Below are 26,136 nucleotides of genomic sequence, written 5' to 3'. Positions count from 1 at the left end.
CGTCACGGAAGCGGGCGATGCGGATCTTCGGCCCCTGCAGATCGCCCAGGGCGGCGACGCTTCTGCCCAGGCGAGCGGCGATCTCGCGGACTCGCTCCAGGCGGCGGCGGTGATCGTCGGCAGTGCCATGGGAGAAGTTGAGGCGCACCACGTCGACACCGGCCGCGATCATGGCCTCGAGCACGCCCTTGCGGTCGCTGGCGGGACCCAGGGTGGCGACGATCTTGGTGCGGCGAATGGGGTGGTGGATGGGCTGTGTCGACATTGGACGGGCCTCCAGTGGCATGGCGAGTAGTCAGACTACAAGGTTAGCCGTTTACCAGTATCTTTACTACACCTTGGGGGAGGCCCGGGATCGCCCACATTCTGGGATTTTTAAATTTTATTTTCAGTAAGTTGGAGTTATTTTTGGCTTTATTGAATAAGGGGTGAGCGACCTTAAACTGGGTAAATGTTGTAAACTTACTTAATTTCTATTGAGTCCCTGATCAGTTTGCGTCACATTGAGAGACATGACACGAGCCGCAGGGCATGGCCTCGTTTGCTTACGACACGGGACCCACGCCAGCAGGTTCGACCATATCCCCCCGCAAGATGCCACTGGAGGAGAGAGGAAATGATGCTCAAGATTGCCATCAACGGGTTCGGCCGTATCGGCCGCAATGTGCTGCGTGCCCTCTACGAGAACGGCTATCGCGACCACATTCAGGTGGTGGCCATCAACGACCTGGGCGACCCTTCCCTCAATGCCCATCTGTTGCGCCATGACACCGTGCATGGCCACTTCCCCTTCAAGGTCGAGCATGACGAGCAGAGCATGAGCGTCGACGGCGACCGGATCGCGATCCTCTCGGAACGTGATCCTGCACGCTTGCCCTGGAAGAGCCTGGAGGTGGACCTGGTGATGGAGTGCACCGGCCTGTTTACCAAGCGGGCCGACGCCGCCAGGCATCTCGAGGCCGGCGCCGAGCGGGTGCTGATCTCTGCGCCGAGTCCCGACGCCGATGCCACCGTGGTCTATGGGGTCAACGAGGCGGTGCTCAGCGCCGAGCATCGCGTGGTCTCCAATGCTTCCTGCACCACCAACTGCCTGGCCCCGGTGGCCAAGGCGCTCAACGATGCGGTGGGTATCGAGAACGGCCTGATGACCACGGTGCACGCCTACACCAACGACCAGAACCTCTCCGACGTCTACCACAGCGACCCCTACCGGGCGCGAAGCGCGACCCACTCCATGATTCCCACCAAGACGGGCGCCGCCGCCGCGGTCGGCCTGGTACTGCCGGAGCTCGCCGGCAAGTTCGATGGCCTGGCCGTGCGCGTACCGGTGATCAACGTCTCGCTGGTGGACCTGACCTTTACCGCCGGACGCGAGACTACCAGGGAAGAGATCAACGAGATCGTGGCCAGTGCGGCCGAGGCCTCACCGGTGCTGGCGGTCAATGCCCAGCCGCTGGTCTCCATCGACTTCAACCACGACGCCCACTCCTCGACCTTCGACGCCAATCACACCCGGGTGAATGGTCGCCTGGTCAAGGTGATGGCCTGGTATGACAACGAGTGGGGCTTCTCCAACCGCATGCTGGATACCGCCCTGGCGATGCACGCCGCCGCTTGAACGGCGTGAGTCGGCACCTGGCAGGCGCAGGAAACGCAAGACGCCCCCTGAAGGGGGCGTCTCTCGAAGATGGCCGCCTCTCGAAGGAAGGCGCCTCTCGCTGGGGTCGGGCTCGGTGGATGGTCAGCTGAGTCGCTGCATGTAGTCCACGTAGCCGAAGGTGCGCACCGTGCGTACCTCGCGACTGGTTTCATCGATCCGGCAGATCGACGGCAGGCGAATGCCATTGAAGGTGGTGGTCTTGACCATGGTGTAGTGCGCCATGTCGGTGAACACCAGCCGGTCGCCGATGGCGAGTGGCGCATCGAAGCTGTACTCGCCGACGATATCGCCGGCCAGGCAGGTCTGGCCACCCAGGCGGTAGGTGTGGGCCTTCTCGCCCGGCTCGCCGCCACCGATGATCTCGGGGCGGTAGGGCATCTCCAGCACATCGGGCATATGCGCGGTGGCGGAGGTGTCGAGGATGGCGATAGCGCCGTCGTTGTCGACGATATCCAGCACCGTGCAGACCAGGTAGCCGGTGTTCAGCGCGATGGCCTCGCCCGGCTCCAGATAGACCGTCAGATGCGGGTGGCGCGCACGGAAGCCGCGAACCACCCGCACCAGCCGCTCGATGTCGTAGTCGTCGCGGGTAATATGATGGCCGCCACCGAAGTTGACCCACTTGAGGCTACCGAGATAGTGGCCGAATCGTGTCTCGAAGGCCGCCAGGGTCGTCTCCAGGTCGTCGCTGTTCTGTTCACACAGGGTATGAAAGTGCAGCCCCTCGAGGCCCTCGAGATCCGCCGGCGTCAGGTCCCCCGAGCGGGTGCCGAGCCGTGAGCCCGGCGCGCAGGGGTCGTAGAGCGGCACGTCGCCCGTGGAGTGCTCGGGGTTGACCCGCATCCCGCAGGAGACCCGGCGTGGCGCCGCCGCGATCGTCTCGCGGAAGCGCCGCCACTGGCCCGGGGAGTTGAAGCTGAGGTGGTCGGCATAGCGCAGCACCACCCGCAACTCCTCCTCGGTAAAGGCCGGCGAGTAGCAGTGCACCTCGCCTCCGAAGGTCTCGGCGCCCAGGCGCGCCTCGTCCTGGCCGCTGGAGGTGGTGCCCACCAGGTACTGGCGCACCAGCGGGAAGGTGTCCCACATGGCGAAGCCCTTCAGGGCCAGCAGGATCCTCGCACCGCTCGCCGCCTGGACCTCGCCGAGGCGCTCCAGGTTGCGGCGCAGCAGGGCATCGTCCACCACATAGGCCGGGGAGGGGCAGGCCATAACGTCGAAATTGAGCTTGGAGTCCAGGCCCTGCTCGCGTGCGTTCGCCATGGCTCAGGCCAGCGGGTCGTGGTCGGGGTCGAGCTCGACCACCTGCCAGGGCAGGCCCATCTCGCCGATGCGCGCCATGAAGGGGTCAGGATCGAGCTGCTCGACGTTGAACACGCCGTCACCCTTCCAGATGCCCGCAAGCATCAGCATGGCGCCGGTCACCGCCGGCACGCCGGTGGTGTAGGAGATGGCCTGGGACTTGACCTCCGCGTAGCACTGCTCGTGGTCGCAGATGTTGTAGATATGCACCTTGCGGCGCTTGCCGTCCTTGATACCGTCGGCAATGATGCCGATGTTGGTCTTGCCCTTGGTGCGCGGGCCCAGTGATGCCGGGTCGGGCAGCACCGCCTTGAGGAACTCCAGGGGTGCGATCTCGGTGCCGTTCACCTCGATCGGCTCGATGCTGGTCATGCCGACGTTCTCGAGCACCTTGAGGTGGGTGATGTACTTGTCGGAGAAGGTCATCCAGAAGCGGATGCGCTCCAGCCCCTTGATGTTCTGACACAGGGATTCCATCTCCTCGTGATAGAGGAGGTAGATATCCTTCTCGCCGATGCCGTCGAAGTCGAAGGTGCGCTTCTCGGCCAGCGGCGCGGTCTCCTTCCACTCTCCCTTCTCCCAGTAGCGACCCTTCGCGGTGATCTCGCGAATATTGATCTCCGGATTGAAGTTGGTGGCGAAGGGATAGCCATGGTCGCCGCCGTTGGCATCGAGGATATCGATGCGATGGATCTCGTCGAACAGGTTCTTCTGAGCGTAGGCGCAGTAGATATTGGTCATGCCCGGGTCGAAGCCGCAGCCCAGGGTAGCCATGTTGCCGGCCTCGGCGTAGCGCTCCTGGAAGGCCCACTGCTCCTTGTACTCGAACTTCGCCTCGTCGGGATGCTCGTAGTTGGCGGTATCCAGATAGGGCACGCCGGTGCGCAGGCAGGCCTCCATGATGGTCAGGTCCTGGTAGGGCAGGGCCACGTGGATCAGCACATCGGGCTTGAATGACTCGATCAGCGCGACCAGTGCCTCGACATCGTCCGCATCCACCTGGGCGGTCTGAATCGGGCGATCCAGCTGCTCGGCGATGGCCTGGCACTTCGCCTCGTTGCGGCTGGCCAGCATGATCTCGCTGAAGACTTCGGGGTGCTGCGCGCACTTGTGGGTCACGACGCCGCCGACGCCGCCGGCGCCGATAATCAGGACTTTGCTCATGGGTTCGCATCCAGATCGGGTAGAGAGGAAGTGTCTCAGCCTCGCCCGGCTCCCCGGCAGGGGGTGACGAGAGGACGCTGATAATGGCGCCCTCCGAGGCTGGTATCAAGTGGTTTTGGTGTCAAGCTGAAGGCGATGAAGCAGTAATCTGGGGTGAGCGGCAGACTGCTGATATCGACATGCATGGAGAGCCCTCTAAAGGCTTTCCATACATGTCGATGAAGTGGGCCTTGTCGATTGGCCCCGGCTCAACCAGCGTTTCGATATCACGGCAGTCGCCCTGACGGCGATGGCCGTAGGCAACCAGACCAAGCCTGGTATCGGCATCCCATTGGCTCACCAGTTCAGCCATCACGTCACGGGCGACCTCGATCTTGCTGGTGCCATCGACCTGTCTCCACATGGAGCCCGAGGCGTCATAGACAATCACGACATCCTCTGTGGCACTGGCCGGAGCCGCAGAGGAAAGGCCGGCGGTGGTCATCATCGCCGCCAGTGTCGGAGTGATCCGTCTCATGTTCGTTTCCTCGCGTACGGCGGATCGGGAGTGCAGTCTCCAGCTTAGACTCGCTGCTGGTGGGCTATGGCTGGTTTTCAACATTCCAAGTGACATCGAGGCCCAGGAGCCAAGGCTTGATGTTGACGGAGCGGGAGCTGACAGCGCCCCTTCGTGCAGAGAGGTGGGCGACGTATGGATTTGATTAGTTAACGGCTCAACCCTAATCTGCTGATATGCCGGCGCCGCCGGGGCTTCACCAGCCGTCTTCATCCGCACTCTTTATCAACAACAAGTCATTGGAGATCAGCATGAGCCCGTTCCTTCGTTACCCCTTCGCCTCTCGCTCCCTGACGGCGGCGTCGCTGTTGGCCGCTGGCCTTGGCATTGCCTTCGCTGGCAGCGTGCAGGCCGCCACCACCGTGAACATCGGCTACAACGGCGCCCCGGACCCCGACAAGAACGCCGTCCATGTCTTCGCTACCAACCTCAAGGAGCTGGTCGAGGAGAAGACCGCTGGCGAGATCGAGCTGAAGCTCTACCCCAACAGCATGCTAGGCGAGGAGGAGGAGCGCATGGAGCAGGTGATGAACACCCCCAGCCTCAATATCGCCTCCTTCGCCGGCATGTCGCCCGTGGTTCCCGAGGTCTTCGTCAGTGCCATCCCGTTCCTGTTCGATGACTTCGAGGCGGCACGCACCTTCTTCGACGAGGGGGAGTACTGGCAGGCGGTGGAAGAGGCGCTGCGTGAGCGCACCGGTCTGGCGTTGCTGGCCGTGGTCGAGGAGGGAGGCTTCTTGGCCTTCACCAACGATGAGCGGCCCATCTCGTCACCCAGCGATTTCGAAGGGCTGCGCTTCCGCGCCATGGACCCCAGCCAGGTGGCACTCTATGAAGCCTTCGGCGCCTCGGGTACCCCAATCCCCTGGACCGAGGTCTACATGGCACTGCGCACGGGGGTCGCCGATGGCCAGATGAACCCGCCGATGTACATCATCCTCGGCAGCCTCTACGAGGTGCAGGACTACCTGACCCTGGCCAACATTCAGTACTCGGACCAGTTTCTGGTCGGCAACGGCAAGATGATCGATGGCTGGGACGAGGAGATGCGAGAGGCCTTCCTGGAGGCGGTCGCCGAGGCCAACCAGCTGGCGCGTGACGACAACGAGGCCAGGGTGGACGAGCGCATCGCCTATCTCGAGGAGCAGGGCATGGAGGTCATTCGGCCGTCCGAGGAGGAGCTCGGCGAGTTTCGCGAGCTGGGGCAGCCGGCCTACATGGAGTGGCTCAAGGAGCGTGATATCGCCCCCCGCTTCATCGACATGGCCCTGGAAGATGCCGGCATGACCCACCTGACCGAGTAACCGGTCCCATGGCGCAGGGCAGGCGTTACTGCCCGCCCTGCGCACGGCCCCATTGATCATCGCGGAACCTTTCATGCCATCCTTGAGTGCTCGCGTGCTGGGGTTCAGCCGCCGTGTGTCGCTAACGGTGGCCGGCTCGCTGTTGTTGCTGGACCTGGCCATCATCCTGTTCGGCGTCTTCATGCGCTACCTGGCCGGTGGCGCCCCCATCTGGACGGATGAGCTGGCTCGCTACCTGATCATCGGCAGCGTCCTGCTCGCGGCAGGTGCCGTCTGGATCGAGGGGGGCCATATGCGGGTCGCCCTGATCGAGCGCCTGCTGCCGGTGCCGCTCCGTCGTCTGCTGAACCTCTACCAGTGGCTGCTGACGCTGGGCATCGCGATTGCCGCGGCCCTCTTCAGCTACCGTTACGCGCTGTCGGTCTCGATGTTCACCAGTCAGGGTCTCGGGGTCAGCCGAACGGTGCCGATGATGGCGCTTCCGGTGGGCTTCGCCCTGCTGGCCTGGCAGGCGCTCTGGTATGGGCCGGCGCCACTCAGGGAGCCCACGGAGGAGGCGACATGACCCTCACCATGCTGGCCGTCTTCCTGGTGCATGTGCTGCTGGGTCTTCCGCTTTTCGTGTCGCTGCTGGCCACCTCGCTGGTCGGGTTCCTGTTCGTCGATACGAGCATGATTCCGCGCATGCTCCCCCAGCAGTTCTTCGGCGGCATCAACGCCTTCTCGCTGATGGCGATTCCGCTGTTTATCCTGGCCGGCAACCTGATGAACGTGACCCGCCTCACCGACCGCCTGATGGCCTTCGCCAAGCTGCTGGTCGGCCATCTGAGAGGGGGCATGGGGCACGTCAACGTGGTGTCGAGCGTGTTCTTTGCCGGGGTCAACGGGTCGGCCGTGGCCGACACCTCGGCGCTGGGGTCGCTGCTGGTGCCTCCCATGCGCAAGGAGGGCTACTCCACTGCCTTCGCGGCCGGGTTGACCGCGGGCAGCTCATTGATCGGGCCGATCATCCCGCCGAGCATCTTCATGATCCTCTACGCCTCGCTGACCAACACCTCGGTGGGTGATCTGTTCCTCGCCGGCGTGATTCCCGGTCTGCTGCTGGGGGCCGCGTTCATGGGCATGAATGCCCTGTATGCCTGGCGCGTGGGCCTGCAGAAGCGCGGAGGCCTGCCCGGCGCAGGTGAGCTGATGGTAACGGCGGTGGGGGCGCTCCCGGCCCTGGTCGCCCCCTTTATCATCGTGGCGGGTATCGTCATGGGCTTCGTCACCCCCACGGAGTCCGCGGCGTTGACCGTCCTCTATGTCGCGCTATGTGGCGCGCTGCTGGGGAAGCTCCGCCTGGCCGACCTGTGGAAGGCCATCGTCGATACCACCCGCCTGACCTCGGCCATCTTCATGATCATGGCCGCCTCGGCCACCATCAGCTGGTTGCTCTCCTATGCCCAGGTGCCCAATCAGTTCGTCGCGCTGCTCGACCCCTATATCGAGCGACCGATGGTGATCCTGCTGATGCTCAGCGCGATCACCTTCGTGACCGGCATGTTCATGGAGGAGGTGTCGGCGCTGATGCTGCTGACGCCGATCTTCTCCCCCGTGGCGATGATGGCCGGGATCGACCCCGTGCATCTGGGCATCATCATCACCCTCAATATCACCATCGCCCTGATCACCCCGCCCATGGGGGCCTGCGTGTTCGTCGCGGCCGCGGTCAGCCGGCTGGAGATCGTGTCGCTGTTTCGCACCATCTGGCCGTTCGTGATCACGGCGGTGCTGGTGCTGCTGTTGCTGATCGTCTTCCCCGGGCTCACGCTCTGGCTTCCCTCGCTGCTTGGATAGTGCCATGACCGACTCCCTCTCACGGCTGACCGCGGTACCGATCCCCGAGGCGTCCGACCCCGACTGGCCGGTGCTGAGCCGGATTCCCATCGAGGGGAGCGACGAGCCGTTGATCCCGCTCAGCCTGGCGCCGGCACCGATCAAGGTCTTCCCGGTGTATGCCAAGCAGGGCCTGCCGGGCGCGATCGATGAGTGCTACGTACGGGAAGGGGTGTATCGGCGCCTGCTCGAGGTGGCGCGAGCCCTGCCGGAGGGGATGGGGCTGATCATCCTGGATGGGTGGCGCCCATGGCGGGTTCAGCAGTACCTCTTCGATACCCTGCAGGAAGCGATTCGTGGGCATCATCCCGAGCTCCCAGAAGAGGAGCTGCTCACCCGCACCCGGGAGTTCGTCTCGGTGCCCAGCGATGACCCTGCAGCGCCCAGCCCGCATCTGACCGGTGGGGCGGTGGATGTCACCCTGAGCGATGGCGATGGGCTGCCCCTGGATATGGGCACGCTCTTCGATGAGGCCGTACCGGCCTCGCATACCGCCTACTACGAGACCCTGGAAAAACCGACGGAGCGGCAGCGTCGGGTGCGCGCCAATCGCCGGCTGCTCTACACGATGATGCGCAAGGCCGGTTTCACCAACCTGCCCAGCGAGTGGTGGCACTTCGATGCCGGCGACCAGCTCTGGGCCCATTACGGTCAGCACGACAGGGCGATCTACGGGCCCGCCGAGCTGGAAACCGTCGAGAGTCGCTGGCGCAAGCAGCTGTAGGAGACGCGAGACTCAGTCGCCCGATCATGACGCTTGGCGGTCATTCAGATGACAGACAACATGCATTGCCATATAACCTTTTGATTTTTATCTACTTCCTTCTCAAGTTGGTGATGCATGGCCCCCGTGACACGCCCCGCGTGTCACGCAATCATCATTGTCTAGACAACTGCCGGTAACCTGATGCCGCGACACTGAGGCCATTCCAAGAGGAGAGGCGTCATGTCGATTCACAGCATCCTGGTCGACCGGGTCAGCAAGACCTTCGGTCGGCACCCCGTTCTTCGCGAGGTCGGCTTTTCCGTATCGCCCGGCGAGATGCTTGCCCTGGTGGGTCCCTCCGGCTCCGGCAAGTCCACCCTGATGCGCCATCTGGCCGGCCTGACCCATGCCAACCGCGAACGACACAGCCGCATTCAGGTACTCGGACGGGATATCCAGAGTGACGGCCGCCTCGTCCGGCGCACGCGTACCGAGCGTTGCCGGATCGGCTATATCTTCCAGCAGTTCAATCTTGTCGGCCGGCTGAGCGTGCTCACCAACGTCTTGATTGGCCGCCTGGGCAGCATGCCGCGGGGACGCTCCCTGCTCGGTCGCTTCAGCCCCGAGGAGGTCGATCGGGCGATGCGTGCCCTGGCCAGGGTCGGCATCGACGCCCTGGCCCATCAGCGCGCCAACACCCTCTCGGGGGGGCAGATGCAGCGCGTGGCCATCGCCCGTGTCCTGATGCAGGACGCCGACATCATCCTCGCCGATGAGCCCATCGCCTCACTGGACCCGCGAAGTGCTCGCGAAGTGATGGAGATCCTGGCCCGCATCAACGCCGAGGATGGCCGCACGGTGCTGGTTACCCTGCATCAGGTTGAGGTGGCGCGACGCTTCTGCCCCCGCACCATCGCCCTCAAGGAGGGCCGGCTCTACTTCGATGGCCCCACCAGCGACCTCACCGACCGTCGCCTCGAAGCCCTTTATGCCAATGCGGGCCTGGACGAGCTGCATGCCAGGCCAGCGGCCAATGAGATGGACGCCGCGCTCGGGGCGCTGGGCTGAGACAGCCCTTAGTGACGTCTTCCGCTCATAGGACTTATTGCACTACCCATCGAACTGCCTGGAGAGGCCTGCTCATGTCCCGTTTCCCCCTGCGTCGTATCGCCCTGCCGCTGGTTGCCGGTGCCAGTCTGTTTGTCAGCCAGCTCACCCTGGCCGCCGAGGCGCTGAACTTCGGCATCATCTCCACCGAGTCCAGCCAGAATCAGGCCGAGCAGTGGCAGCCCTTCCTCGACGACATGTCCCGGGAGCTGGGTCGTGACGTGAAGCCCTTCTTTGCCACCGACTATGCCGCCGTCATACAGGCCATGCGCTTCGATAAGGTCGACCTGGCCTGGTATGGCAACAAGTCGGCGATGGAGGCCGTCGATCGTGCCGGTGGCGAGATCTTCGCCCAGACCGTGGCCCACAACGGGGCGTCGGGTTACTGGAGTCTGATCATCACCCATCGCGATAGTGACCTCGAGAGCATCGAGGAGATGCTGGCGCGAGCCGACGACCTGGTGTTCGGCAATGGCGACCCCAACTCCACCTCGGGATACCTGGTGCCGGGTTACTACGTCTTTGCCAAGAACGGCATCGATGCCTCCACCGCCTTCAAGCGCACCCTCAATGCCAACCATGAGACCAACGCGCTGACCGTGGCCAATGGCCAGGTCGATGTCGCGACCTTCAATACCGAGGGCATGGAGCGCCTCGAGGTCATCCATCCCGAGAAGGCCGAGCAGCTCAAGGTGATCTGGAAGTCGCCACTGATCCCCTCCGACCCGCTGGTGTGGCGCAAGAACCTGCCCGAGGATCTGAAGGCCGATCTTCGCGAGTTCTTTACCACCTACGGCGATACCGATGCCCAGCGCGAGATCCTCGGCCCGCTGCAGTGGTCGGGTTTCGCCCCCTCCAGTGACGACCAGCTGCTGCCGATTCGTCAGCTCGAACTCTTCAAGGAGCGTGCCCGGGTTGCCAACGACGACAGCCTCTCCGCGGATGAGCGCGAGACGCAACTGACGGATCTGGATGCCCGGCTCGACGTCCTCAATCGGCGCATGGAGACGCTGCAGGCTGATGCCGAGCAAGCCCCGACCACGGCCATGATCGGCCAGTAACGTCAGCCGCCTTGCGCCATCACGAGGGGCCATGACGGCCCCTCAATCGGGAGTCTTCATGAACATGCAACATGCCATAACGGATGCTCATCGGCTGCGGCGGTCCTGGACCACGCTGATCGGTTGGGGCCTCACCCTCGCGGTGCTCGGCTGGGCCTGGCAGGGCGCCGAGATGCAGCCGAGCCAGCTGGTCGCCAACGCCGGCAACATGGCCGAACTGGCCAGCGACTTCATGCCGCCGAGTACCGGCAATCTCGGTCACTACATCGACCAGATGCTGGTCACCATCCAGATCGCGATCTGGGGCACCCTGCTCGCGGTGATCTGTGCGGTGCCCTGCAGCCTGCTGTCGTCCGAGAATCTCGCCCCCTGGTGGATCCACCAACCCATGCGCCGCCTGATGGATGCGTGCCGCGCGATCAACGAGCTGGTATTCGCCATGCTCTTCGTGGTGGCCGTGGGGCTGGGACCCTTCGCCGGCACACTCGCCCTGTTCATCCACACCACCGGAGTGCTGGCCAAGCTGTTCTCCGAGGCGGTGGAGGCGAGTGATTCGGGTCCCATGGAGGGGGTTCGGGTAACCGGTGCGGGGCGTCTCGAAGAGATTCGCTTCGGCCTGATTCCCCAGGTGCTGCCGCTGTGGATCTCGGTGAGCCTCTATCGCTTCGAATCCAATATCCGCTCGGCCACCGTGCTCGGCATGGTCGGTGGCGGCGGCATCGGCGTTGCGCTCTGGGAAACCATGCGCGGTTTCCAGTACACCGAGACGGCCACCATTCTGCTGGTGATTATCGTCGCCGTGACACTGCTCGACATGCTCTCGCAACAGGTTCGCAAGCGCTTCATCTGAGGCGCCTCTTTTCAGGAGACAACATGTCTAGACAAGCGCCTTGTGAACCCCGCTACCAGGCCCTGGCCAACATCCTGGCTTGCCACATTGATTTTCCTGACTCGAACTCCCCTGACTCACTGATCCACGAGGTGTCTTCATGAGCTCTGCAAGACGTCAGCGCATTCTGGCGCTGACCCCCCGTGAGCGCCTGACCGAGCACTGGACTCGGCTGGGCATCACGCCGGTCTACCGTTGCGTGCGTGGCCCCGAGATTGGCATGGCCATGGTGCGTGGCCGCATGGGCGGCACCGGCAGTGCCTTCAATCTGGGCGAGATGACCCTGACCCGCGCCAGCGTGGCGCTGACCGAGGATGCCAGCGCCGAGGGCGCGCTGGGGCATGGCTGGGTAAAGGGCCGCGATCCCCGCCATGCGGAGCTGATCGCCCTGGTCGACGCCTGTGCCAAGCAGGGGCACTGGCAGGCCGCCATCGAGGAGGGGCTGGTGGCGCCGCTGGAGGCGGCACTGAGCGAGGAGCATGACGAAAGGGGGCGCCACGCCGCGGCGACCCGCGTCGATTTCTTCACCATGGTTCGAGGGGAGTGAGCATGCGCTGGAATGCCCTTGATGTACCCGTTCATGACAGCCAGCGGGTCTATCGGCAGCTACTGTCGGTGATGGCCGAGCCGGGCACCTTTGTCGAGGTGGGGGGAACGCCCCAGCCACCCCCCGGGGCGGCGATCGGCGCCGCCTGCTGGGCCACGCTACTGACCCTGTGTGATCTCGACACACGAGTGTGGCTGGCCCCCGAGCTGGATACCGCTGGCCTGGGCGAGGCGCTGACCTTCCACACCGGCGCGCCTCAGGTCGGCACCCCCGAAGAGGCTGACTTTGCCGTGGTCACTCCCGCCACTCTTGAAGAGGCGGCACCGGCCTTTCAGGAAGGCAGCGAAACCTACCCGGACCGCAGCACCACCCTGCTGGTGGTGCTCGACCGCCTGGATACCGCCGGCCCCTGGCATCTGAGCGGCCCCGGTATTCCTGGCGTGCGACGCCTGGACGCAGGGCGGGGCGAGGCGCTGATGAAGCGGCTCGCCACCAACCGCGCACGTTTCCCCTGCGGTCTGGACGCCATTCTTACCTGTGGCACCCGGCTGTCCGCCGTACCCCGCAGCACTCGCATCACTCGTTCCGCTTCGGAGGAGGTCGACGCATGTATGTCGCCGTGAAGGGAGGGGAGCAGGCCATCGCCAATGCTCACCGCTGGCTCGCCGATCGTCGCCGTGGCCCACGCCAGACACCGGAGCTCGAGGTCGCCCAGGTGGATGGGCAGTTGCGTCTTGCGGTATCCCGCGTCATGGCGGAGGGCTCGCTCTATGACCCCGAACTCGCCGCGCTTGCCATCAAGCAAGCCAGTGGTGACATGGTCGAGGCGGTCTTTCTGCTGCGAGCCTATCGCACCACGCTACCGCGGCTGGCCGAGACGCTACCGCTGGATACGGCCGCGATGCGCATCGAGCGTCGCATCAGCGCTACCTACAAGGATATTCCGGGCGGTCAGGTATTGGGTCCTACCTATGACTACACCCACCGCCTGCTCGACTTTCTGCAGCTGGTCAATGGCGAGGTAGAGGCTCCCGCGACCGCCGACGCTCTCCTCGAGTCCTGCCCTCAGGTGCTGGAGTTGCTCGACGCCGAGGGCCTGATCGAGCGCGAGGAGGATGATGGCGCCGAGCCCTATGACATCACCCGCGACCCGCCCGACTTCCCGGTGGATCGTGCCACTCGCTTGCAGATGCTGGCGCGAGGTGACGAGGGGTATCTGCTGGCGCTCGGCTACTCCACCCAGCGTGGATACGGGCGTAACCACCCCTTCGCCGGCGAAATCCGCCTGGGCATGGTGGAGGTCGAGATTGCGGTAGAGGAGAGTGAAGCACCGCTGTGCATCGGCGAGATCGAGATCAGCGAGTGCCAGATGATCAACCAGTTCGGCGGTTCGCGAGATGCCGCGCCTCAGTTTACCCGGGGTTACGGCCTGGCCTTCGGCCACAACGAACGCAAGACCATGGCCATGGCGCTGGTCGACCGTGCCCTGCGTGCCGAGGAGCTTGGCGAGACCGCCGCGGGTCCTGCCCAGCAGGCCGAGTTCGTGCTGGCCCACGCCGATAGCGTCGAGGCGGCGGGTTTCGTCTCCCACCTCAAGCTGCCGCACTACGTCGACTTCCAGTCCGAGCTGGAACTGCTGCGGCGCCTGCGCCGAGAGCATGCCACCCGTTGCGCCGCGTCCAGTGATTCAGGCGCCGGTGTCGATACGGATATCGACGCCACCACTTCCGTTGATCAGGCCCAGGAGCAGCAAGCATGAGCAGATCGGCAGCTACCGCCAGCGGCTACAACTTCGCCTATCTGGACGAACAGACCAAGCGCATGATCCGGCGCGGCCTGCTCAAGGCCGTGGCGATACCCGGCTACCAGGTGCCCTTCGGTGGACGCGAGATGCCGATGCCCTATGGCTGGGGAACCGGCGGGATGCAGCTCACCGCCAGCGTCCTGGGACAGGATGATGTCCTCAAGGTGATCGATCAGGGGGCCGACGACACGACCAATGCGGTTTCCATCCGTGCCTTCTTCGAACGCGTGGCCGGCGTTGCCACGACGACGGCCACCGCCGAGGCGGATGTGATTCAGACCCGTCACCGTATTCCCGAGCAGCCCCTGCGGCGGGGCCAGCTGCTGGTCTTTCAGGTGCCGATTCCCGAACCGCTGCGCTTCATCGAGCCCAGTGAAGAGGAGACCCGACTGATGCACGCCCTGGAGGAGTATGGGGTCATGCACGTGAAGCTCTACGAGGATATCGCCCGCCACGGTCATATCGCCACTACCTATGCCTATCCGGTCAAGGTCGATGGGCGCTATGTCACCGACCCGTCGCCGATTCCCAAGTTCGATAATCCCAAGCTGCATATGGCCGAGGGGCTGATGCTGTTCGGCGCCGGTCGCGAGAAGCGCCTTTATGCCATTCCGCCCTATACCAGGGTGGAAAGTCTGGACTTCGAGGACCACCCGTTCGAGGTCCAGCAGTGGGAGGCGCCCTGCGAAATCTGTGGGGCTCGTGACACCTTCCTGGATGAAGTGATCACCGATGACCGAGGCGGTCGAATGTTCGTCTGCTCGGATACCGATTACTGCCAGTCACGCGTCGAGGAGGTGGCATGAAGCGTCCCGATCTGAATCGTGCCACCTTGCTGGAAGCGCGAGGCGTCTCTCGACTCTACGGTCCCGGCAAGGGGTGCGAGTCCATCGATGTTCGCCTGCATCGCGGTGAGGTGCTGGGCATCGTGGGGGAGTCCGGCTCGGGCAAGTCGACGCTGCTGCGCCTGCTTTCGGGGATGGAACGACCCGATGCGGGTCGGGTGATCTATCGCCCGGCCGTCGCCCAGGGCCGTGACACAGTGGGGCGGGAAGGGGAGCTCGACCTCTACGCCATCGGTGAGGCGCGTCGCCGGGCGCTGTTGCGCATGGAGTGGGGGCTGGTGCATCAGAATCCTCGCGACGGTCTGCGTCTCGGCGTCTCGGCCGGTGCCAATATCGGTGAGCGTCTGATGGCCCTGGGGGAGCGCCACTACGGCCAGATCCGCGCCGCCGGCCAGGACTGGATGAGTCGCGTGGAGCTCGATTCTCGACGCATCGATGATGCTCCGCAGACCTTTTCGGGGGGCATGCAGCAGCGCCTGCAGATTGCCCGCACCCTGGTCACTCGGCCCAACCTGGTGTTCATGGATGAGCCCACCGGCGGGCTGGACGTCTCGGTGCAGGCCCGGCTGCTCGATATGCTGCGCACCCTGGTGCGCGAGCTGGGCCTCTCGGTGATCCTGGTCACCCATGACCTGGCGGTGGCTCGCCTGCTCTCCCATCGCCTGATGGTGATGCGCCGTGGTCAGGTGGTGGAAGCCGGCCTGACCGACCAGATCCTCGACGATCCACAGCATGCCTATACGCAGCTGCTGGTGTCGTCGGTCCTGACCCCATGAGGAGGCCGACCATGACATCTTTGACGCAACCCTTTCTCAGCGTCGACGCCCTGCACAAGGCCTTCGTCCTGCACGGTCAGGAAGGCATGACCCTGGAAGTGATGCGAGACCTGCATCTGACCCTTTCCCCCGGCGAGTGCCTGGTGTTGTCCGGTCCCAGCGGCATCGGCAAGAGCACGCTGCTCAAGATGCTCCACGGCAGCTATCGCGTGACCGGTGGCGCGTTGCGCCTGCACTTCGAGGATGGCGAGCTGTCGCTCGGCGACCTGCCCGCCCATGCCTGGCATACCCTGCGTCGTGACGTGATCGGCTACGTCAGCCAGTTTCTGCGCGTGATCCCCCGGGTACCGGCGGTGGAGGTGGTGATGGAGCCGCTGCTGGCGCGTGGCGTCGACACGGCCGACGCCCGGGTGCGGGCCGAGACCCTGCTGGCGCGACTCAATCTTCCCGAGCGCCTGTGGCGGCTGCCGCCGGGCACCTTCTCCGGGGGCGAACAGCAGCGGGTCAATATCGCGCGCGGCTTTATTGCCGAACACCCCCTGCTGCTGCTGGACGAGCCCACGGCCTCACTGGATGCCGCCAACCGCGAAGTGGTGATCGAGCTGATCCAGGAGGCCAAGGCCCGCGGTGCCGCGTTGCTGGGGATCTTCCACGACGAAGAGGTGCGCGATCGGGTGGCGGATCGCCTGCTGCCGTTGACGTTACACATGGGGGCGGCCCTGGAGGCAGCGCCAACGGCCGGGAAGGAGGGTGTCTCATGAGTCACACCGAGCAGGTACTGACCAATGCGCGGTTGATTCTCGACGACGAGGTGCGCCTGGGGTCGCTGGTGGTGCGCGATGGGCGAATCGCCACGGTGGACAGCGGGACCAGTGGCGTGTCCTCCGCGGTGGACTGCGCAGGCGACTACCTGATGCCGGGCATGATCGAGCTGCATACCGACAACATGGAGAAGTATTTTCAGCCCCGCCCCAGGGTGGCCTGGCCGGGGCGTCCGGCGGCGTTGGCCCATGACGCCCAGATGGCGGCGAGCGGCGTGACCACGGTGTTCGATGCGATTTCGATCGGGGATATCGACGAGCAGAGCATGCGCGAGAGCGCGCTCAGGCAGATGGTGGGGTCGCTGCAGGGGATCGTGGACGATGGCATGGCACGCATCGATCATCGTCTTCACCTGCGCTGCGAGGTCTGTCAGCCCGAGACCCTGGCACGTTTCGAGGAGCTGGCCGATTCGCCGCTGCTGGGCCTGGTATCACTGATGGATCATGCTCCTGGCCAGCGTCAGTTCGTCAGCCTGGAGGCCTACCGCACTTACTACCAGGGCAAGCATGGGCTCAGTGATGAAGCGCTGGAGGCGTTTATCGACAAGCAGCTGGCCAACAGCGCGCGCTACAGCAGCCCCAACCGGCAGGCCATCGCCGCGGCTTGCCATCGGCGGGGCCTGGCCCTGGCCAGTCACGACGATGCCACCATCGAGCATGTGGCCGAGAGTGTCGAGTACGGTACCCGCGTGGCCGAATTTCCCACCACGAGGGAGGCCGCCGAGGCCTCTCACCGCCACGGGCTGGCGGTGATGATGGGGGCACCCAATGTGGTGCGAGGTGGCTCGCACTCGGGCAATATCGCTGCCGCGGAGCTGGTATCGCTGGGCGTGCTCGATGTGCTGTCATCGGACTACTACCCGGCGGCCCTGCTGGATGCCGTGTTCCGCATCGCCTCGATGGAGTCGGGTTACTCCCTGCCCCGGGCCGTGGCGACGGCCACCCGCAATCCGGCCCAGGCGGTAGGGCTCGAGGATCGCGGACGCCTGGCAGCGGGCCTGCGTGCCGACCTGCTGCGTGTGCGAGTGGTGGATGACCATCCGCTGGTGCAGCGGGTGTGGTGTGCCGGCAGGCAGGTGCACTGATGGCTCGTCTGATCTATCTGGTCGGGGCCAGCGGGGTGGGCAAGGACACGCTGTTGGCGGCCGCCCGGCAGCGTTATCCGGAGTGGCTGGTGGCCCACCGCTATGTGACGCGACAGAGCGGGGACTCCGAGAACAGCATCGCCCTGAGCCCCGAGGAGTTCATGGCCCGCCAGCGGGCCGGCCTGTTCGCCATGAGCTGGGAGGCCCATGGACTGCACTATGGCCTGGGGATCGAACTCGAGGCCTGGCTGGCGCGAGATCGCGTGGTGCTGGTCAATGGCAGTCGTCGTGCACTCCCCCTGGCAAGTGAGCGCTTCGGTGCGCAATTGGCCCCGGTGGTCATGACAGCCTCTGATGAGGTGCTCGGTGCGCGGCTCAGGCGTCGCGGGCGTGAGGATGAGGCACAGATAGAGGCCCGCCTCGCCCGGCATCGCGAGCTTCGCGATGCCTTGCCGGAGGTGCCGAGGCTGGATAACGGCGGGTCACTGGATGCCACTCTGGATGCCCTGGAGCGGCTGGTCGACGGGGAGGTGGTGGCGTGAGGTTTCGCTTCGTGGGGACCGGCGACAGCGCCCAGGTACCCTGCTTCGGCTGCGACTGTCGCATCTGTGCCAGGGCGCGGGTGATCGCCAGCGCGAGACGCGGGCCCTGTAGTGCCGAGATCGAGGTCGAGGGCCAGCGCTATCTTATCGATGCCGGGCAAATGGATCTGGCCACTCGCTGTGAGCATCAACGCCCCGGTGCCATCCTGCTGACCCACTATCATGCCGACCATGTTCAGGGACTCTTGCACCTGCGTTGGGGATGCGGTGCGTCGATTCCGGTCTATGGGCCCAAGGATTCCCAGGGGTGTGCCGATCTCCATCGGCACCCCGGAATACTCGACTTTCAGGTGCCGCTGAAACCGTTTCGCCCCCTGCATCTGTCATCCCTGACGGTCACCCCGGTGCCGCTCAATCACAGCAAGCCGACGCTGGGGTATTGCCTGGAGGAGGGGGGGAGTCGGCTCGCCTACCTGACCGACACCTGCGGCCTGCCCGGTGCCACCGAGCGATTCCTGCGCAAGTGGCGGCCGGATGTCGTGGTGCTGGACTGTGGTTACCCCAGCCACGTGATTGATCCACGCAATCACAACACCCTCGCCCTCGCCCTGCAGGTCATCGAACGGCTGTCGGTGCCGATGGCGTACCTGACCCATATCGGCCACGAGCTTGACTGTGAGCTGGCAGACGGGGCCTTCCACCTGCCGGCCAATGTGCGAGTGGCGCGAGATGGTGAGGAGGTCAGCCTGCCACCTACAGATGTTCACCATCAGTGATTCTTGACGCGCTGAATTCTCCACGCCAGAAAGCCGATGATTCCCAGCCCCAGGGGCCCCAGGATGGCGGCGGCGATGCCTGGTGCTATGACCACGCCAAGGGCATTCAGGCTCTGCAGCCCCAGCTTGAACAGGCTGAAGAGGTAGTAGCTGATGACGATGATCGACAGCCCCTCGACAGCCTTCTGTATCTTCAGCTGACTGTTGGTGCGTTCGTTGAGGCTCTGCAGGATCTCGGAGTTCTGCTCTTCTATCTCCACCTGAGCACGGGTTCTGAGCAGGTCATTGAGCCGTGCAACACTCTCCGCGAGACTCTCCTGGCGCCGATTGATAGCGGCACAGTAGTGAACCGTTGGCCGGAAGCGTCGCAGGATGAAGGTCCCCAGTCGGGGGCGGTCGCCCAAGCGCTCCTCGCGTAGCTCTTCGATACGGTTGAAGACGATCCGCGCATAGGCCTCGGTGGCGCTGAAGCGCTGGCGCGATCGGGCACCCGATCGCTCGAGCCTGGCCGAAAGCTCGGAGATGGCCGCCAGCAGGGGGCGGGAGCTTGCTTCGGCGTCCTCGGTGTTACGCTCCGAGAGCTTGCCGAGCTCGAGCTCGTGGTCGCGCAGCTCGAGGCTCATCTTCTTGGCCATTGGTAGCGCCAGCGAGGCCATCATGCGGTATGTCTCGATCTCCAGGAGGCGCCGGGTCGTGCGCCCCAGGCGAAAGGCGTTGAGGCCGCGGTTGACCAGCATCAGCCGATTGACTCCGTCCGCCGTGAGCCGGAAATCGCTCCATACGGTGGCGTCTCCATCCCCCACGCTGGAACCGGCAGGGTCGCGAAAGCCGTAGGCCCTGGGGTCGCCTCCCCAGTCAGCCTCCGCCTCCACCAGGACCAGGCTGGCATTGATGAGCTTACGGCTGTGTGCGGCGGTGATCTCCGCCAGCAGCGGCGGGGGCGATGGCCAGGGCTCGCCTCGCCCGGACTTGGGGACCAGTAGGGTGAGGGTGAAGAACTCGGTGTGGCGCTCCCATTTCAGCGTCTGGTCACCGAAGTTCAGGATCTCCTGAGCCGCTTCGGAGTCGGGGGTTCTGCCGACCGCCTCTGCGATCCGGTCGAGGATGTCAGAGGCAATGCCGTCGCCATCGAGGAAGGCGTAGTGGTGAATGTGTGCCGGCTCCTCGAAGTAGATCGAGGGCCGGGCGTGGAGCTCGTTATGCAGTCGGGCGCGTTGTGGGTGCATGCGGGAACCAGGCAAGGAGGGAGATGCTTCGAGCCTAGAGGCTGGCCTCCCCCGGGCCAAGTGTGCTGCGTCAACGCGCCTCTCTTGTTCAGGATGGAAGACGGTGTTCAGGATGGAGGTCGGCCGGCTCGACAGGGGGAGACCTGCAACAAGCCCTGGGTCGAAGGGAGATGGGGTCGCCTATTCACAACCAACAGAGGGGTATAAGAAAAATGCATGGCGGTGAATAAGGCTTCGCCTCTACTCGGCTGTCGTCGGGTTCTGCAGCATGCATGCCGGTTAACTGCCCGCAACCGGAGCCTGACGATGCAGCCCATTTCCCGCCGTTACACCTTTCTCATTCATGAACAGCCGCCCGCCGTTGTCATCGAGGATGGTGGGCAGTCCCATGAACTCAGTCCGTTGTGGCTACGTGAGCGCACTCAGGCCCCCGATCAGCTGGAGGCCATGACCCAGCAGCGGCTGTTCGACTCTCACGCCATCGACGCCGACCTGACGCTTGTCCGGGCCGTACGGGTGGGCGAGCAGCAGGTGGATCTCACCTTCAACGATGGCCATCGCGAGACCTACGACCTGAGCACCCTGGCCGATGAGCTGGGCGAGACCGATCTCTTTCCGGCCGCCGAGCCCTGGGATGCCTCGCTGGCGCCGCAACAGATGCGCTTCGACTGGAGCCGGGTGCTCAACGACCCCGCCTATTTCCAGGCTTCCCTCGATGCCTATCTGCGGCGGGGATATATCGTGCTGTATGGCGTGCCCACCGACCCCGAACGCATCCTGCAGGTCGGCAGTCACTTCGGCTACGTCAAGGAAACCAACTTTGGCCGCTATTTCGAGGTCTACTCCCGCCCCAGCGGCAATGACCTCGCCTACCGCAGCGTGGCGCTGGGCCCCCATACCGACAACCCCTACCGCGATCCGGTACCCGGCATCCAGCTGCTACACTGCCTGGTCAACGAGACCACCGGTGGCCTCTCCACTCTGGCCGACAGTCTCAAGGTCCTCGAGCAGCTGCGCCAGGAAATGCCGGACGGCTATGAACTGCTCAAGCAGATACCGGTGCGCTTTCGCTTCGTTGATGCCGGCACCCGGCTGGTCACCCAGCGCACCATGATCCAGACCGACGATGACGGCCATCCGACCGGTGTCCATTACAGCCCGCGTCTTGATGCTCTGCCGCTGTTGTCCGACGCCCAGACCCGGCTGTTCCACCGTGCCCGCCAGCGGCTCGGCGAACTGCTGGCCGACCCGGCCTATGAGGTGCGCTTTGCCCTCGGTGCCGGCGAGTTGATGCTGTTCGACAACAGCCGCGTGTTGCACGGTCGCACCAGCTATGACAGTAACGAGGGGCACCGCCACCTGCAGGGCTGCTATCTGGATGCCGATGGCCCTCGGGAACGGTTTGCCAGCCTCTTGAAGACCCACGCATCCATCGAGGAGGTTGCCTGAATGGAACAGGTCACATTTCGTCAGATGAAAGACGGCACCCGGGAGGAGTATGTCTTCCTGGAGCAGCTGGAAGCCACCTTCAACCAGGGGTTGGTCGACCGTCTGCTCAACGCCCTGCGCCAGCTGGAGAACACCCTGAGCGGCTATCAGGTCACTCGGCTGGAGCATTCATTGCAGTCGGCGGCACGCGCCGAGGCCGACGGTGCCGATGAGGACATGATCGTGGCGGCCCTGCTGCACGATCTGGGCGATGAACTGGCCCCCTGCAATCACTCTCAGCTGGCGGCCGCCATCATTCGTCCCTATGTGCGTGCCGAGGTCACCTGGGTCGTTCATCACCATGGCCTCTTCCAGAAAGTCTATTATGCGCACCACTTCGGCGAAGATCCCCACGAGCGCAACCGTTACAAGGACCACCCCTGGTACCAGACCTGCGTCGACTTCTGTGAGCGCTACGACCAGGCCGCGTTCGACCCGGACTATCCGACGCCTCCCCTCGAACACTTCGAGCCCATGCTGCGGCGCGTGTTCTCTCGTCAGCCCTTCGATCCGGCGGTGATTGGCGAGGAGTATCCGCTGGAAGTATGAGGTCACAGCCTTGTGCGGATGCTCGAGACGAGCATCCGCAACGCCTCGCGGCTCAATATCTGGGTCCCGCACCCTCCGTCGGCGGTCCTTCCCCCCGATCCACGGCGTCCAGCAGCCAGTCACGGATCGGCTCGATCACCGCACTCCGGTGATGCTTGACGCTCAGCCAATAGCCATAGCTTTCGCGCGTGATCTGCGGTCCCAGAGCCACCAGCTGGCCGGTGACCAGGTACTCCTCGACCAGGTTCGACCAACCCAGCGCCACCCCACGATGGGCAAGCGCGGCATTCAGCAGCAGCGCATAGTTGTGATAGGTAAAGATGCCCTCGTCGGGCGCCAGCGTCAGGCCCGCGTGCTGGCACCACTGCGTCCAGTCGAGCCAGCGCGGATTGCGAATATCCTGATGCAGCAGTGAAAGCCCAGCCAGCTTCGAGGAGGTCAGGGGGCCCGAGATATCGTGCTGTTGGGCATATTCGTGACTGCAAACGGGAAAGACCACCTCGCGCGCCACCAGCCGCTCCTCCTCCTGCGGGGCGTGTGGGCCAAAGCGAATCGTGATGTCTGCAGCCAACCGTTCGGGGTCATCCGCACGATCGATGGGCATCAGCCTGACATTGAAACCCGGGAAGGCCCGCTTCAGCGCCGGTAGGCGCGGGAGCAGCCAGAGATGCGCGAACCCTGCGTCGGCGGCGATGACGACCGACGGCGCGGGACCCTGGCCATGGCGTCTGAAGCGATCACAGGCATCGCGCAGGGTGTCGAGGCTCGGTGCGATCTCCCGGTAGAAGTGCTCCCCCTGGGTGGTCAGGCTCAGCCGGCCTCCACGACGGTCGAACAGCGGCAGGCCGAGATGCTCCTCCAGCACCCGAATCCGTTGGGAAATGGTGGGCTGGGTGGTGCGTTCGGCATCGGCCGCCGCGGTCATCGAGCCCAGCCTGGCGGTGGTCACGAAGGCAATCAACGACTTCATGGACGCAGACTCAGGGGTTACTGATGGTTGCATCTGGGTACTGCCGAATGTCGGGGGGTGATCAATGCCCATAGTGGGGGGAGGGTAGGACGATGAGAAGGTCAATAAACGAAAAAAGCACCCGTAGGTGCTTTTTTCGCTTGCTGATTGGTGGAGGCGGCGGGAATTGAACCCGCGTCCGCCAGCACTCGCCCATTGGCTCTACATGCTTAGATTCCGTCATTTGATTTAACGCGACTGGCTCCGACGGTCAGGATCCAGCCTCGCGAGTCCTCTAAAGTTTAACGACCGGCAAGAGGACGCTACCGATCGCGATCCCATCATTCTTGGCTCGTATCCCCTCCGTGATGAATGGGCACATCACTTCGGGGCCGGACTAGAAGCTAGCGGCTATTAAGCTGCCAGCGCGCCCTGAGCGTAGTTTTCGTCGTTTGCGACTATTTAATCGTGATGTTGGATTTACGAGATACATCACGCTCTCGGCATGCACCGCAGGGGTTGTCACCGGCGTCGAAACCATGTCGCCCCCTTAACGTCCATCCTAACAGGATGTTGCTTGATATGACAGGTCAGCCCCGGTTTTGTTCCCGCATGATGCGTCCCTTCTGACGCTGCCAGTCGCGATCCTTCTCGGTGGCGCGCTTGTCATGCAGCTTCTTGCCGGTCACCAGCGCCAGCTCGCACTTCACCCGGTTGCCCTTCCAGTAGAGCTTGAGCGGCACACAGGTGTGCCCCTTGTCCTGGGTGCGCGAGAAGATCTTGGCGATCTCCTTCTTGTGCAGCAGCAGCTTGCGGGTGCGCGTGGGATCGGCCACCTCGTGGGTGCTCGCGGTGTTGAGCGGTACAATATGGCTGCCCAGCAGCCAGGCCTCGCCGTTCTTGACCAGGATGTAGGTGTCGGTGAGCTGGGCCTTGCCCGCCCGCAGACTCTTGACCTCCCAGCCCGCCAGCACCAGGCCGGCCTCGAAGCTCTCCTCGATGTGGTATTCGAAGCGCGCCTTCTTGTTCAAGGCGATGACGTTGCTGCCGGGGCCCTTGCCCTTGCCTTTCTTGTTGGCCATGAAACCTCGTATCGTGTCTTGTCCGTGGCGGCTTCCTCCGAGATGTGGGGAAGCGTGGTACCATTCAAGGCCTGAAATGACGGCCCATGATACGCCCTGGGCACCGTGAAGTCAGCGAGGAGCGCAATGCCAACGGTTAACCGAACCGCCATGGTGCGGCATACCCCCCAGGAAATGTTCGATCTGGTCAATGACTTTGAACGCTACCCGGAGTTCCTGCCGGGCTGCCGCCGCGCCCGCCTGGTGGAGCGTGACGAGTCACACCTGATCGGCGAGATGACGCTGGGTCGGGCCGGCATCGAGCAGAGCATCATGACCCGCAACGACCTGATCGAACCCGAGCGCATCGAGATGTCGCTGGTCAGCGGACCCTTCAAGCGCCTGCGCGGCCGCTGGCTGTTCACCCCCATGGGCGAGAACACCTGCAAGGTGAGCCTGGAGATGGAGTTCGAGTTTGCCAATCGCCTGCTCGGCATGGCCTTCGGCAAGCTCTTCCAGCAGGTGGCGGGGCAGCTGGTCGACTCCTTCACGCGCCGTGCCAACGACCTCTACGGGCGCTGAGGCATGGCCGAGATCGATGTCGAGGTCGCCTTCGCCCTCCCGGAGAAGCAGCGCATCATCGCTCTGCGGGTGCCGCTCGGCACCACGGCAAGCGAAGCCGTGGCGCTGGCCGACCTGCCGTCACACTTTCCCGAACTGCCCGCCGAGGCCTTCAGTGCTCCCGACCTGGGGCTGTTCGGCAAGCGCCTTCGCGAGCCCGAATCTCATCGGTTACGCGCCGGTGACCGGGTCGAGGTCTATCGTGCACTGATCATCGACCCCAAGGCCGCCCGCCAGGCCCGCGCCAACACCAGACGCTGACGCCCCGCCGGGCGGATGCTCGGCGGGGCGTCTTTGGCCAGGCAGGCGGTTATCAGCGCTGGTCGGCGGGAACGGCGTTGGGCGTCGCCAGTGGCGTGCCGGTGCCGGCGTCCGGTGATGGACCACCCTCGTCCTGGCGCATCTCGATCGCGCCGTCGAGATCTCCTTCACGCTGGATATCCACCAGGCGGTTGCCATCGAAGGTCAGGGTGACGCGACGGCGCTCGGTGCCCTCGTAGGCCTTGTCCAGGTAGAAGAGGTAGTCCCATTGGCTGGCATCGAAGGGCGCCTCCAGCAGAGGGCTGCCCATCACATAGATGACGTCGTCGCGCGTCATGCCGGTGCGCAGCTGTCCCACCATCTCGGCGGTCACCAGGTTGCCCTGGGGAATGTCGCGCTTGTAGACCCCGAAGTAGCTGCAGCCGCTGGCCAGCAGCAGGGCGGCGGTAAGGGTGACGATTTTGGTCAACTTTTGCATTTGCGCCTGTTCTTCACTATCGTGGTTTCGGTCGATCATACCCGACCCTACCCGTTACTGCGAAGAGCTACCATGGCCGACCAGAACCATGAATTACGCAAGGCCGGTCTCAAGGTGACCCTGCCGCGCGTCAAGATTCTGCAGATCCTGGAAAATGCCCAGGGCGAGCATCACCTGAGCGCCGAGGATGTCTACAAGACCCTGCTGGATGCCGGTGAAGACGTTGGCCTCGCCACCGTCTATCGTGTGCTGACCCAGTTCGAGGCGGCGGGCCTGGTGGTCCGTCACAACTTCGATGGGGGGCACGCCGTGTTCGAGATCTCTCAGGAGGAGCACCATGATCATATGGTGTGCCTCGAGAGCGGCGAGAGCGGCGAGATCGTCGAGTTCTTCGACGAGGTGATCGAGCGCCGCCAGCAGGAGATCGCCGAGGAGCATGGCTATGAGCTTGTCGATCACGACCTGGTGCTCTATGTCCGTCCGCGTGGCTCCAATGCGACCCGCCTGGATGGCCCGCCGCGCAAGTAGTCGCGCTCGCATGCCGGCGACGCCAGCCTGAGGCAGCGGCAGTCTGAAACAGTGCCAGTCTAAAACGCCACGGCCCCGATCACCGATCGGGGCCGTGGCGTTTCTGGGCCGATTATCCGCGGCCGGTACTCACTGTTCGGCGGTCAGGCAGCGAT

30 protein-coding genes and 1 other RNA gene are annotated in these 26,136 nt (G+C 64.2%); 22 read left to right on the top strand and 9 right to left on the bottom strand.

Going from position 1 to position 26,136, the window contains the following annotated elements:
• Nucleotides 1-265, bottom strand: a 265-nt coding sequence (locus tag RM463_RS17310) for a pyruvate kinase (RefSeq protein ID WP_311430759.1), incomplete at its 3' end; no start/stop codon positions are given.
• 351 nt (nucleotides 266-616) lie between these two features.
• Here RM463_RS17310 and gap point away from each other — a divergent pair.
• Nucleotides 617-1,618 (top strand): type I glyceraldehyde-3-phosphate dehydrogenase, encoded by a 1,002-nt coding sequence (gene gap, locus RM463_RS17305; protein WP_311430758.1) that lies wholly within the window; start codon nucleotides 617-619, stop codon nucleotides 1,616-1,618.
• 123 nt (nucleotides 1,619-1,741) lie between these two features.
• Here gap and nspC read toward each other — a convergent pair whose 3' ends face one another.
• The 3 genes from nspC to RM463_RS17290 form a co-directional block, all read right to left on the bottom strand.
• Nucleotides 1,742-2,920, bottom strand: a complete 1,179-nt coding sequence (gene nspC, locus RM463_RS17300) for a carboxynorspermidine decarboxylase (RefSeq protein WP_311430757.1) — start codon at nucleotides 2,918-2,920, stop codon at nucleotides 1,742-1,744.
• Between the two features lie 3 nt (nucleotides 2,921-2,923).
• Nucleotides 2,924-4,123: a saccharopine dehydrogenase family protein gene (locus tag RM463_RS17295; RefSeq protein ID WP_311430756.1), complete on the bottom strand. Its 1,200-nt coding sequence runs from the start codon at nucleotides 4,121-4,123 to the stop codon at nucleotides 2,924-2,926.
• 121 nt (nucleotides 4,124-4,244) lie between these two features.
• The gene (locus RM463_RS17290; RefSeq protein ID WP_311430755.1) at nucleotides 4,245-4,640 is read right to left on the bottom strand and encodes a VWA domain-containing protein; all 396 of its coding nucleotides are present in this window, start codon (nucleotides 4,638-4,640) and stop codon (nucleotides 4,245-4,247) included.
• Nucleotides 4,641-4,930: 290 nt separating this feature from the next.
• Here RM463_RS17290 and dctP point away from each other — a divergent pair, with 290 nt between their 5' ends.
• From dctP to phnP, 16 genes are all read left to right on the top strand, one after another.
• Complete coding sequence (gene dctP, locus RM463_RS17285) at nucleotides 4,931-5,983, top strand: TRAP transporter substrate-binding protein DctP (RefSeq protein WP_311430754.1); 1,053 nt, start codon at nucleotides 4,931-4,933, stop codon at nucleotides 5,981-5,983.
• A gap of 73 nt (nucleotides 5,984-6,056) precedes the next feature.
• Complete coding sequence (locus tag RM463_RS17280) at nucleotides 6,057-6,548, top strand: TRAP transporter small permease (protein WP_195688541.1); 492 nt, start codon at nucleotides 6,057-6,059, stop codon at nucleotides 6,546-6,548.
• Nucleotides 6,545-7,822 carry a TRAP transporter large permease gene (locus RM463_RS17275; RefSeq protein ID WP_311430753.1) on the top strand — a complete coding sequence of 426 codons (1,278 nt, stop codon included), beginning with the start codon at nucleotides 6,545-6,547 and terminating at the stop codon, nucleotides 7,820-7,822. Before RM463_RS17280 ends, RM463_RS17275 begins: the two co-directional genes overlap by 4 nt.
• Before the next feature lie 4 nt (nucleotides 7,823-7,826).
• Nucleotides 7,827-8,585: a M15 family metallopeptidase gene (locus RM463_RS17270; protein ID WP_311430752.1), complete on the top strand. Its 759-nt coding sequence runs from the start codon at nucleotides 7,827-7,829 to the stop codon at nucleotides 8,583-8,585.
• Between the two features lie 222 nt (nucleotides 8,586-8,807).
• Nucleotides 8,808-9,635, top strand: a complete 828-nt coding sequence (phnC, locus tag RM463_RS17265) for a phosphonate ABC transporter ATP-binding protein (protein WP_311430751.1) — start codon at nucleotides 8,808-8,810, stop codon at nucleotides 9,633-9,635.
• 74 nt (nucleotides 9,636-9,709) lie between these two features.
• A complete protein-coding gene (phnD, locus tag RM463_RS17260; protein WP_311430750.1) occupies nucleotides 9,710-10,735 on the top strand; it encodes a phosphonate ABC transporter substrate-binding protein in 1,026 nt (341 codons plus the stop codon).
• 58 nt (nucleotides 10,736-10,793) lie between these two features.
• Entirely contained in the window at nucleotides 10,794-11,585 is a 792-nt protein-coding gene (phnE, locus tag RM463_RS17255; RefSeq protein WP_311430749.1) for a phosphonate ABC transporter, permease protein PhnE, read from the top strand.
• A gap of 139 nt (nucleotides 11,586-11,724) precedes the next feature.
• On the top strand, nucleotides 11,725-12,171 hold the full coding sequence (gene phnG, locus RM463_RS17250) for a phosphonate C-P lyase system protein PhnG (protein WP_311430748.1): 447 nt from the start codon (nucleotides 11,725-11,727) through the stop codon (nucleotides 12,169-12,171).
• 2 nt (nucleotides 12,172-12,173) lie between these two features.
• Nucleotides 12,174-12,794: a phosphonate C-P lyase system protein PhnH gene (gene phnH, locus RM463_RS17245; protein WP_311430747.1), complete on the top strand. Its 621-nt coding sequence runs from the start codon at nucleotides 12,174-12,176 to the stop codon at nucleotides 12,792-12,794.
• Entirely contained in the window at nucleotides 12,779-13,930 is a 1,152-nt protein-coding gene (locus RM463_RS17240; RefSeq protein WP_311430746.1) for a carbon-phosphorus lyase complex subunit PhnI, read from the top strand. Before phnH ends, RM463_RS17240 begins: the two co-directional genes overlap by 16 nt.
• On the top strand, nucleotides 13,927-14,781 hold the full coding sequence (locus RM463_RS17235) for an alpha-D-ribose 1-methylphosphonate 5-phosphate C-P-lyase PhnJ (RefSeq protein WP_132042163.1): 855 nt from the start codon (nucleotides 13,927-13,929) through the stop codon (nucleotides 14,779-14,781). The genes RM463_RS17240 and RM463_RS17235 overlap by 4 nt, the downstream gene beginning before the upstream one ends.
• A complete protein-coding gene (gene phnK, locus RM463_RS17230) occupies nucleotides 14,778-15,596 on the top strand; it encodes a phosphonate C-P lyase system protein PhnK (RefSeq protein ID WP_311430745.1) in 819 nt (272 codons plus the stop codon). The genes RM463_RS17235 and phnK overlap by 4 nt, the downstream gene beginning before the upstream one ends.
• Before the next feature lie 11 nt (nucleotides 15,597-15,607).
• Nucleotides 15,608-16,357, top strand: coding sequence for a phosphonate C-P lyase system protein PhnL (gene phnL, locus RM463_RS17225; protein ID WP_311430744.1), 750 nt, complete (start codon nucleotides 15,608-15,610; stop codon nucleotides 16,355-16,357).
• On the top strand, nucleotides 16,354-17,502 hold the full coding sequence (locus tag RM463_RS17220; RefSeq protein WP_311430743.1) for an alpha-D-ribose 1-methylphosphonate 5-triphosphate diphosphatase: 1,149 nt from the start codon (nucleotides 16,354-16,356) through the stop codon (nucleotides 17,500-17,502). The genes phnL and RM463_RS17220 overlap by 4 nt, the downstream gene beginning before the upstream one ends.
• Nucleotides 17,502-18,044 (top strand): ribose 1,5-bisphosphokinase, encoded by a 543-nt coding sequence (gene phnN, locus RM463_RS17215; protein WP_311430742.1) that lies wholly within the window; start codon nucleotides 17,502-17,504, stop codon nucleotides 18,042-18,044. Before RM463_RS17220 ends, phnN begins: the two co-directional genes overlap by 1 nt.
• Nucleotides 18,041-18,820, top strand: a complete 780-nt coding sequence (phnP, locus tag RM463_RS17210; RefSeq protein WP_311430741.1) for a phosphonate metabolism protein PhnP — start codon at nucleotides 18,041-18,043, stop codon at nucleotides 18,818-18,820. Before phnN ends, phnP begins: the two co-directional genes overlap by 4 nt.
• On the opposite strand, the gene RM463_RS17205 is transcribed toward phnP, so the two are convergent.
• Complete coding sequence (locus tag RM463_RS17205) at nucleotides 18,814-20,046, bottom strand: DUF3422 domain-containing protein (RefSeq protein WP_311430740.1); 1,233 nt, start codon at nucleotides 20,044-20,046, stop codon at nucleotides 18,814-18,816. The genes phnP and RM463_RS17205 overlap by 7 nt on opposite strands.
• A 306-nt stretch (nucleotides 20,047-20,352) precedes the next feature.
• Here RM463_RS17205 and RM463_RS17200 point away from each other — a divergent pair, with 306 nt between their 5' ends.
• Together RM463_RS17200 and RM463_RS17195 are read left to right on the top strand one after the other, a co-directional pair.
• Complete coding sequence (locus RM463_RS17200; RefSeq protein WP_311430739.1) at nucleotides 20,353-21,495, top strand: TauD/TfdA family dioxygenase; 1,143 nt, start codon at nucleotides 20,353-20,355, stop codon at nucleotides 21,493-21,495.
• A complete protein-coding gene (locus RM463_RS17195; RefSeq protein ID WP_311430738.1) occupies nucleotides 21,496-22,083 on the top strand; it encodes an HD domain-containing protein in 588 nt (195 codons plus the stop codon).
• 52 nt (nucleotides 22,084-22,135) lie between these two features.
• Here RM463_RS17195 and RM463_RS17190 read toward each other — a convergent pair whose 3' ends face one another.
• From RM463_RS17190 to smpB, 3 genes are all read right to left on the bottom strand, one after another.
• On the bottom strand, nucleotides 22,136-23,053 hold the full coding sequence (locus RM463_RS17190; protein ID WP_311430737.1) for a LysR substrate-binding domain-containing protein: 918 nt from the start codon (nucleotides 23,051-23,053) through the stop codon (nucleotides 22,136-22,138).
• Nucleotides 23,054-23,201: 148 nt separating this feature from the next.
• Nucleotides 23,202-23,582: a transfer-messenger RNA gene (gene ssrA / locus RM463_RS17185) on the bottom strand.
• A gap of 40 nt (nucleotides 23,583-23,622) precedes the next feature.
• On the bottom strand, nucleotides 23,623-24,114 hold the full coding sequence (smpB, locus tag RM463_RS17180) for an SsrA-binding protein SmpB (protein WP_195688525.1): 492 nt from the start codon (nucleotides 24,112-24,114) through the stop codon (nucleotides 23,623-23,625).
• Between the two features lie 126 nt (nucleotides 24,115-24,240).
• Between smpB and RM463_RS17175 the strand changes: the two genes are divergently transcribed.
• Both RM463_RS17175 and RM463_RS17170 read left to right on the top strand, forming a co-directional pair.
• Complete coding sequence (locus RM463_RS17175) at nucleotides 24,241-24,675, top strand: type II toxin-antitoxin system RatA family toxin (protein ID WP_132042140.1); 435 nt, start codon at nucleotides 24,241-24,243, stop codon at nucleotides 24,673-24,675.
• 3 nt (nucleotides 24,676-24,678) lie between these two features.
• Entirely contained in the window at nucleotides 24,679-24,975 is a 297-nt protein-coding gene (locus RM463_RS17170; RefSeq protein WP_299233798.1) for an RnfH family protein, read from the top strand.
• Between the two features lie 52 nt (nucleotides 24,976-25,027).
• On the opposite strand, the gene RM463_RS17165 is transcribed toward RM463_RS17170, so the two are convergent.
• Entirely contained in the window at nucleotides 25,028-25,453 is a 426-nt protein-coding gene (locus RM463_RS17165) for an outer membrane protein assembly factor BamE (RefSeq protein ID WP_299233795.1), read from the bottom strand.
• A 72-nt stretch (nucleotides 25,454-25,525) separates the two neighbouring features.
• Between RM463_RS17165 and fur the strand changes: the two genes are divergently transcribed.
• Nucleotides 25,526-25,981: a ferric iron uptake transcriptional regulator gene (gene fur / locus RM463_RS17160; protein ID WP_311430736.1), complete on the top strand. Its 456-nt coding sequence runs from the start codon at nucleotides 25,526-25,528 to the stop codon at nucleotides 25,979-25,981.
• The last annotated feature ends 155 nt before the right edge of the window (nucleotides 25,982-26,136 follow it).

The sequence above is a fragment of the Halomonas sp. LES1 genome, assembly GCF_031846005.1.
GTDB lineage: Bacteria > Pseudomonadota > Gammaproteobacteria > Pseudomonadales > Halomonadaceae > Halomonas.
The sequence above is the reverse complement of the archived record's forward strand: the minus strand, read 5'-3'. Positions and strand labels throughout refer to the sequence as shown.

Coding starts and splice junctions, on each gene's coding strand:
- phnH (WP_311430747.1), top strand. CDS start 12,174: ATGCGCTGGAATGCCCTTGATGTACCCGTTCATGACAGCCAGCGGGTC.
- RM463_RS17235 (WP_132042163.1), top strand. CDS start 13,927: ATGAGCAGATCGGCAGCTACCGCCAGCGGCTACAACTTCGCCTATCTG.
- phnG (WP_311430748.1), top strand. CDS start 11,725: ATGAGCTCTGCAAGACGTCAGCGCATTCTGGCGCTGACCCCCCGTGAG.
- phnC (WP_311430751.1), top strand. CDS start 8,808: ATGTCGATTCACAGCATCCTGGTCGACCGGGTCAGCAAGACCTTCGGT.
- RM463_RS17165 (WP_299233795.1), bottom strand. CDS start 25,453: ATGCAAAAGTTGACCAAAATCGTCACCCTTACCGCCGCCCTGCTGCTG.
- RM463_RS17220 (WP_311430743.1), top strand. CDS start 16,354: ATGAGTCACACCGAGCAGGTACTGACCAATGCGCGGTTGATTCTCGAC.
- phnL (WP_311430744.1), top strand. CDS start 15,608: ATGACATCTTTGACGCAACCCTTTCTCAGCGTCGACGCCCTGCACAAG.
- phnD (WP_311430750.1), top strand. CDS start 9,710: ATGTCCCGTTTCCCCCTGCGTCGTATCGCCCTGCCGCTGGTTGCCGGT.
- RM463_RS17205 (WP_311430740.1), bottom strand. CDS start 20,046: ATGCACCCACAACGCGCCCGACTGCATAACGAGCTCCACGCCCGGCCC.
- phnN (WP_311430742.1), top strand. CDS start 17,502: ATGGCTCGTCTGATCTATCTGGTCGGGGCCAGCGGGGTGGGCAAGGAC.
- RM463_RS17280 (WP_195688541.1), top strand. CDS start 6,057: ATGCCATCCTTGAGTGCTCGCGTGCTGGGGTTCAGCCGCCGTGTGTCG.
- phnK (WP_311430745.1), top strand. CDS start 14,778: ATGAAGCGTCCCGATCTGAATCGTGCCACCTTGCTGGAAGCGCGAGGC.
- RM463_RS17270 (WP_311430752.1), top strand. CDS start 7,827: ATGACCGACTCCCTCTCACGGCTGACCGCGGTACCGATCCCCGAGGCG.
- RM463_RS17240 (WP_311430746.1), top strand. CDS start 12,779: ATGTATGTCGCCGTGAAGGGAGGGGAGCAGGCCATCGCCAATGCTCAC.
- RM463_RS17275 (WP_311430753.1), top strand. CDS start 6,545: ATGACCCTCACCATGCTGGCCGTCTTCCTGGTGCATGTGCTGCTGGGT.
- phnE (WP_311430749.1), top strand. CDS start 10,794: ATGAACATGCAACATGCCATAACGGATGCTCATCGGCTGCGGCGGTCC.
- fur (WP_311430736.1), top strand. CDS start 25,526: ATGGCCGACCAGAACCATGAATTACGCAAGGCCGGTCTCAAGGTGACC.
- RM463_RS17195 (WP_311430738.1), top strand. CDS start 21,496: ATGGAACAGGTCACATTTCGTCAGATGAAAGACGGCACCCGGGAGGAG.
- gap (WP_311430758.1), top strand. CDS start 617: ATGATGCTCAAGATTGCCATCAACGGGTTCGGCCGTATCGGCCGCAAT.
- RM463_RS17290 (WP_311430755.1), bottom strand. CDS start 4,640: ATGAGACGGATCACTCCGACACTGGCGGCGATGATGACCACCGCCGGC.
- smpB (WP_195688525.1), bottom strand. CDS start 24,114: ATGGCCAACAAGAAAGGCAAGGGCAAGGGCCCCGGCAGCAACGTCATC.
- RM463_RS17190 (WP_311430737.1), bottom strand. CDS start 23,053: ATGAAGTCGTTGATTGCCTTCGTGACCACCGCCAGGCTGGGCTCGATG.
- RM463_RS17175 (WP_132042140.1), top strand. CDS start 24,241: ATGCCAACGGTTAACCGAACCGCCATGGTGCGGCATACCCCCCAGGAA.
- RM463_RS17170 (WP_299233798.1), top strand. CDS start 24,679: ATGGCCGAGATCGATGTCGAGGTCGCCTTCGCCCTCCCGGAGAAGCAG.
- RM463_RS17200 (WP_311430739.1), top strand. CDS start 20,353: ATGCAGCCCATTTCCCGCCGTTACACCTTTCTCATTCATGAACAGCCG.
- nspC (WP_311430757.1), bottom strand. CDS start 2,920: ATGGCGAACGCACGCGAGCAGGGCCTGGACTCCAAGCTCAATTTCGAC.
- RM463_RS17295 (WP_311430756.1), bottom strand. CDS start 4,123: ATGAGCAAAGTCCTGATTATCGGCGCCGGCGGCGTCGGCGGCGTCGTG.
- dctP (WP_311430754.1), top strand. CDS start 4,931: ATGAGCCCGTTCCTTCGTTACCCCTTCGCCTCTCGCTCCCTGACGGCG.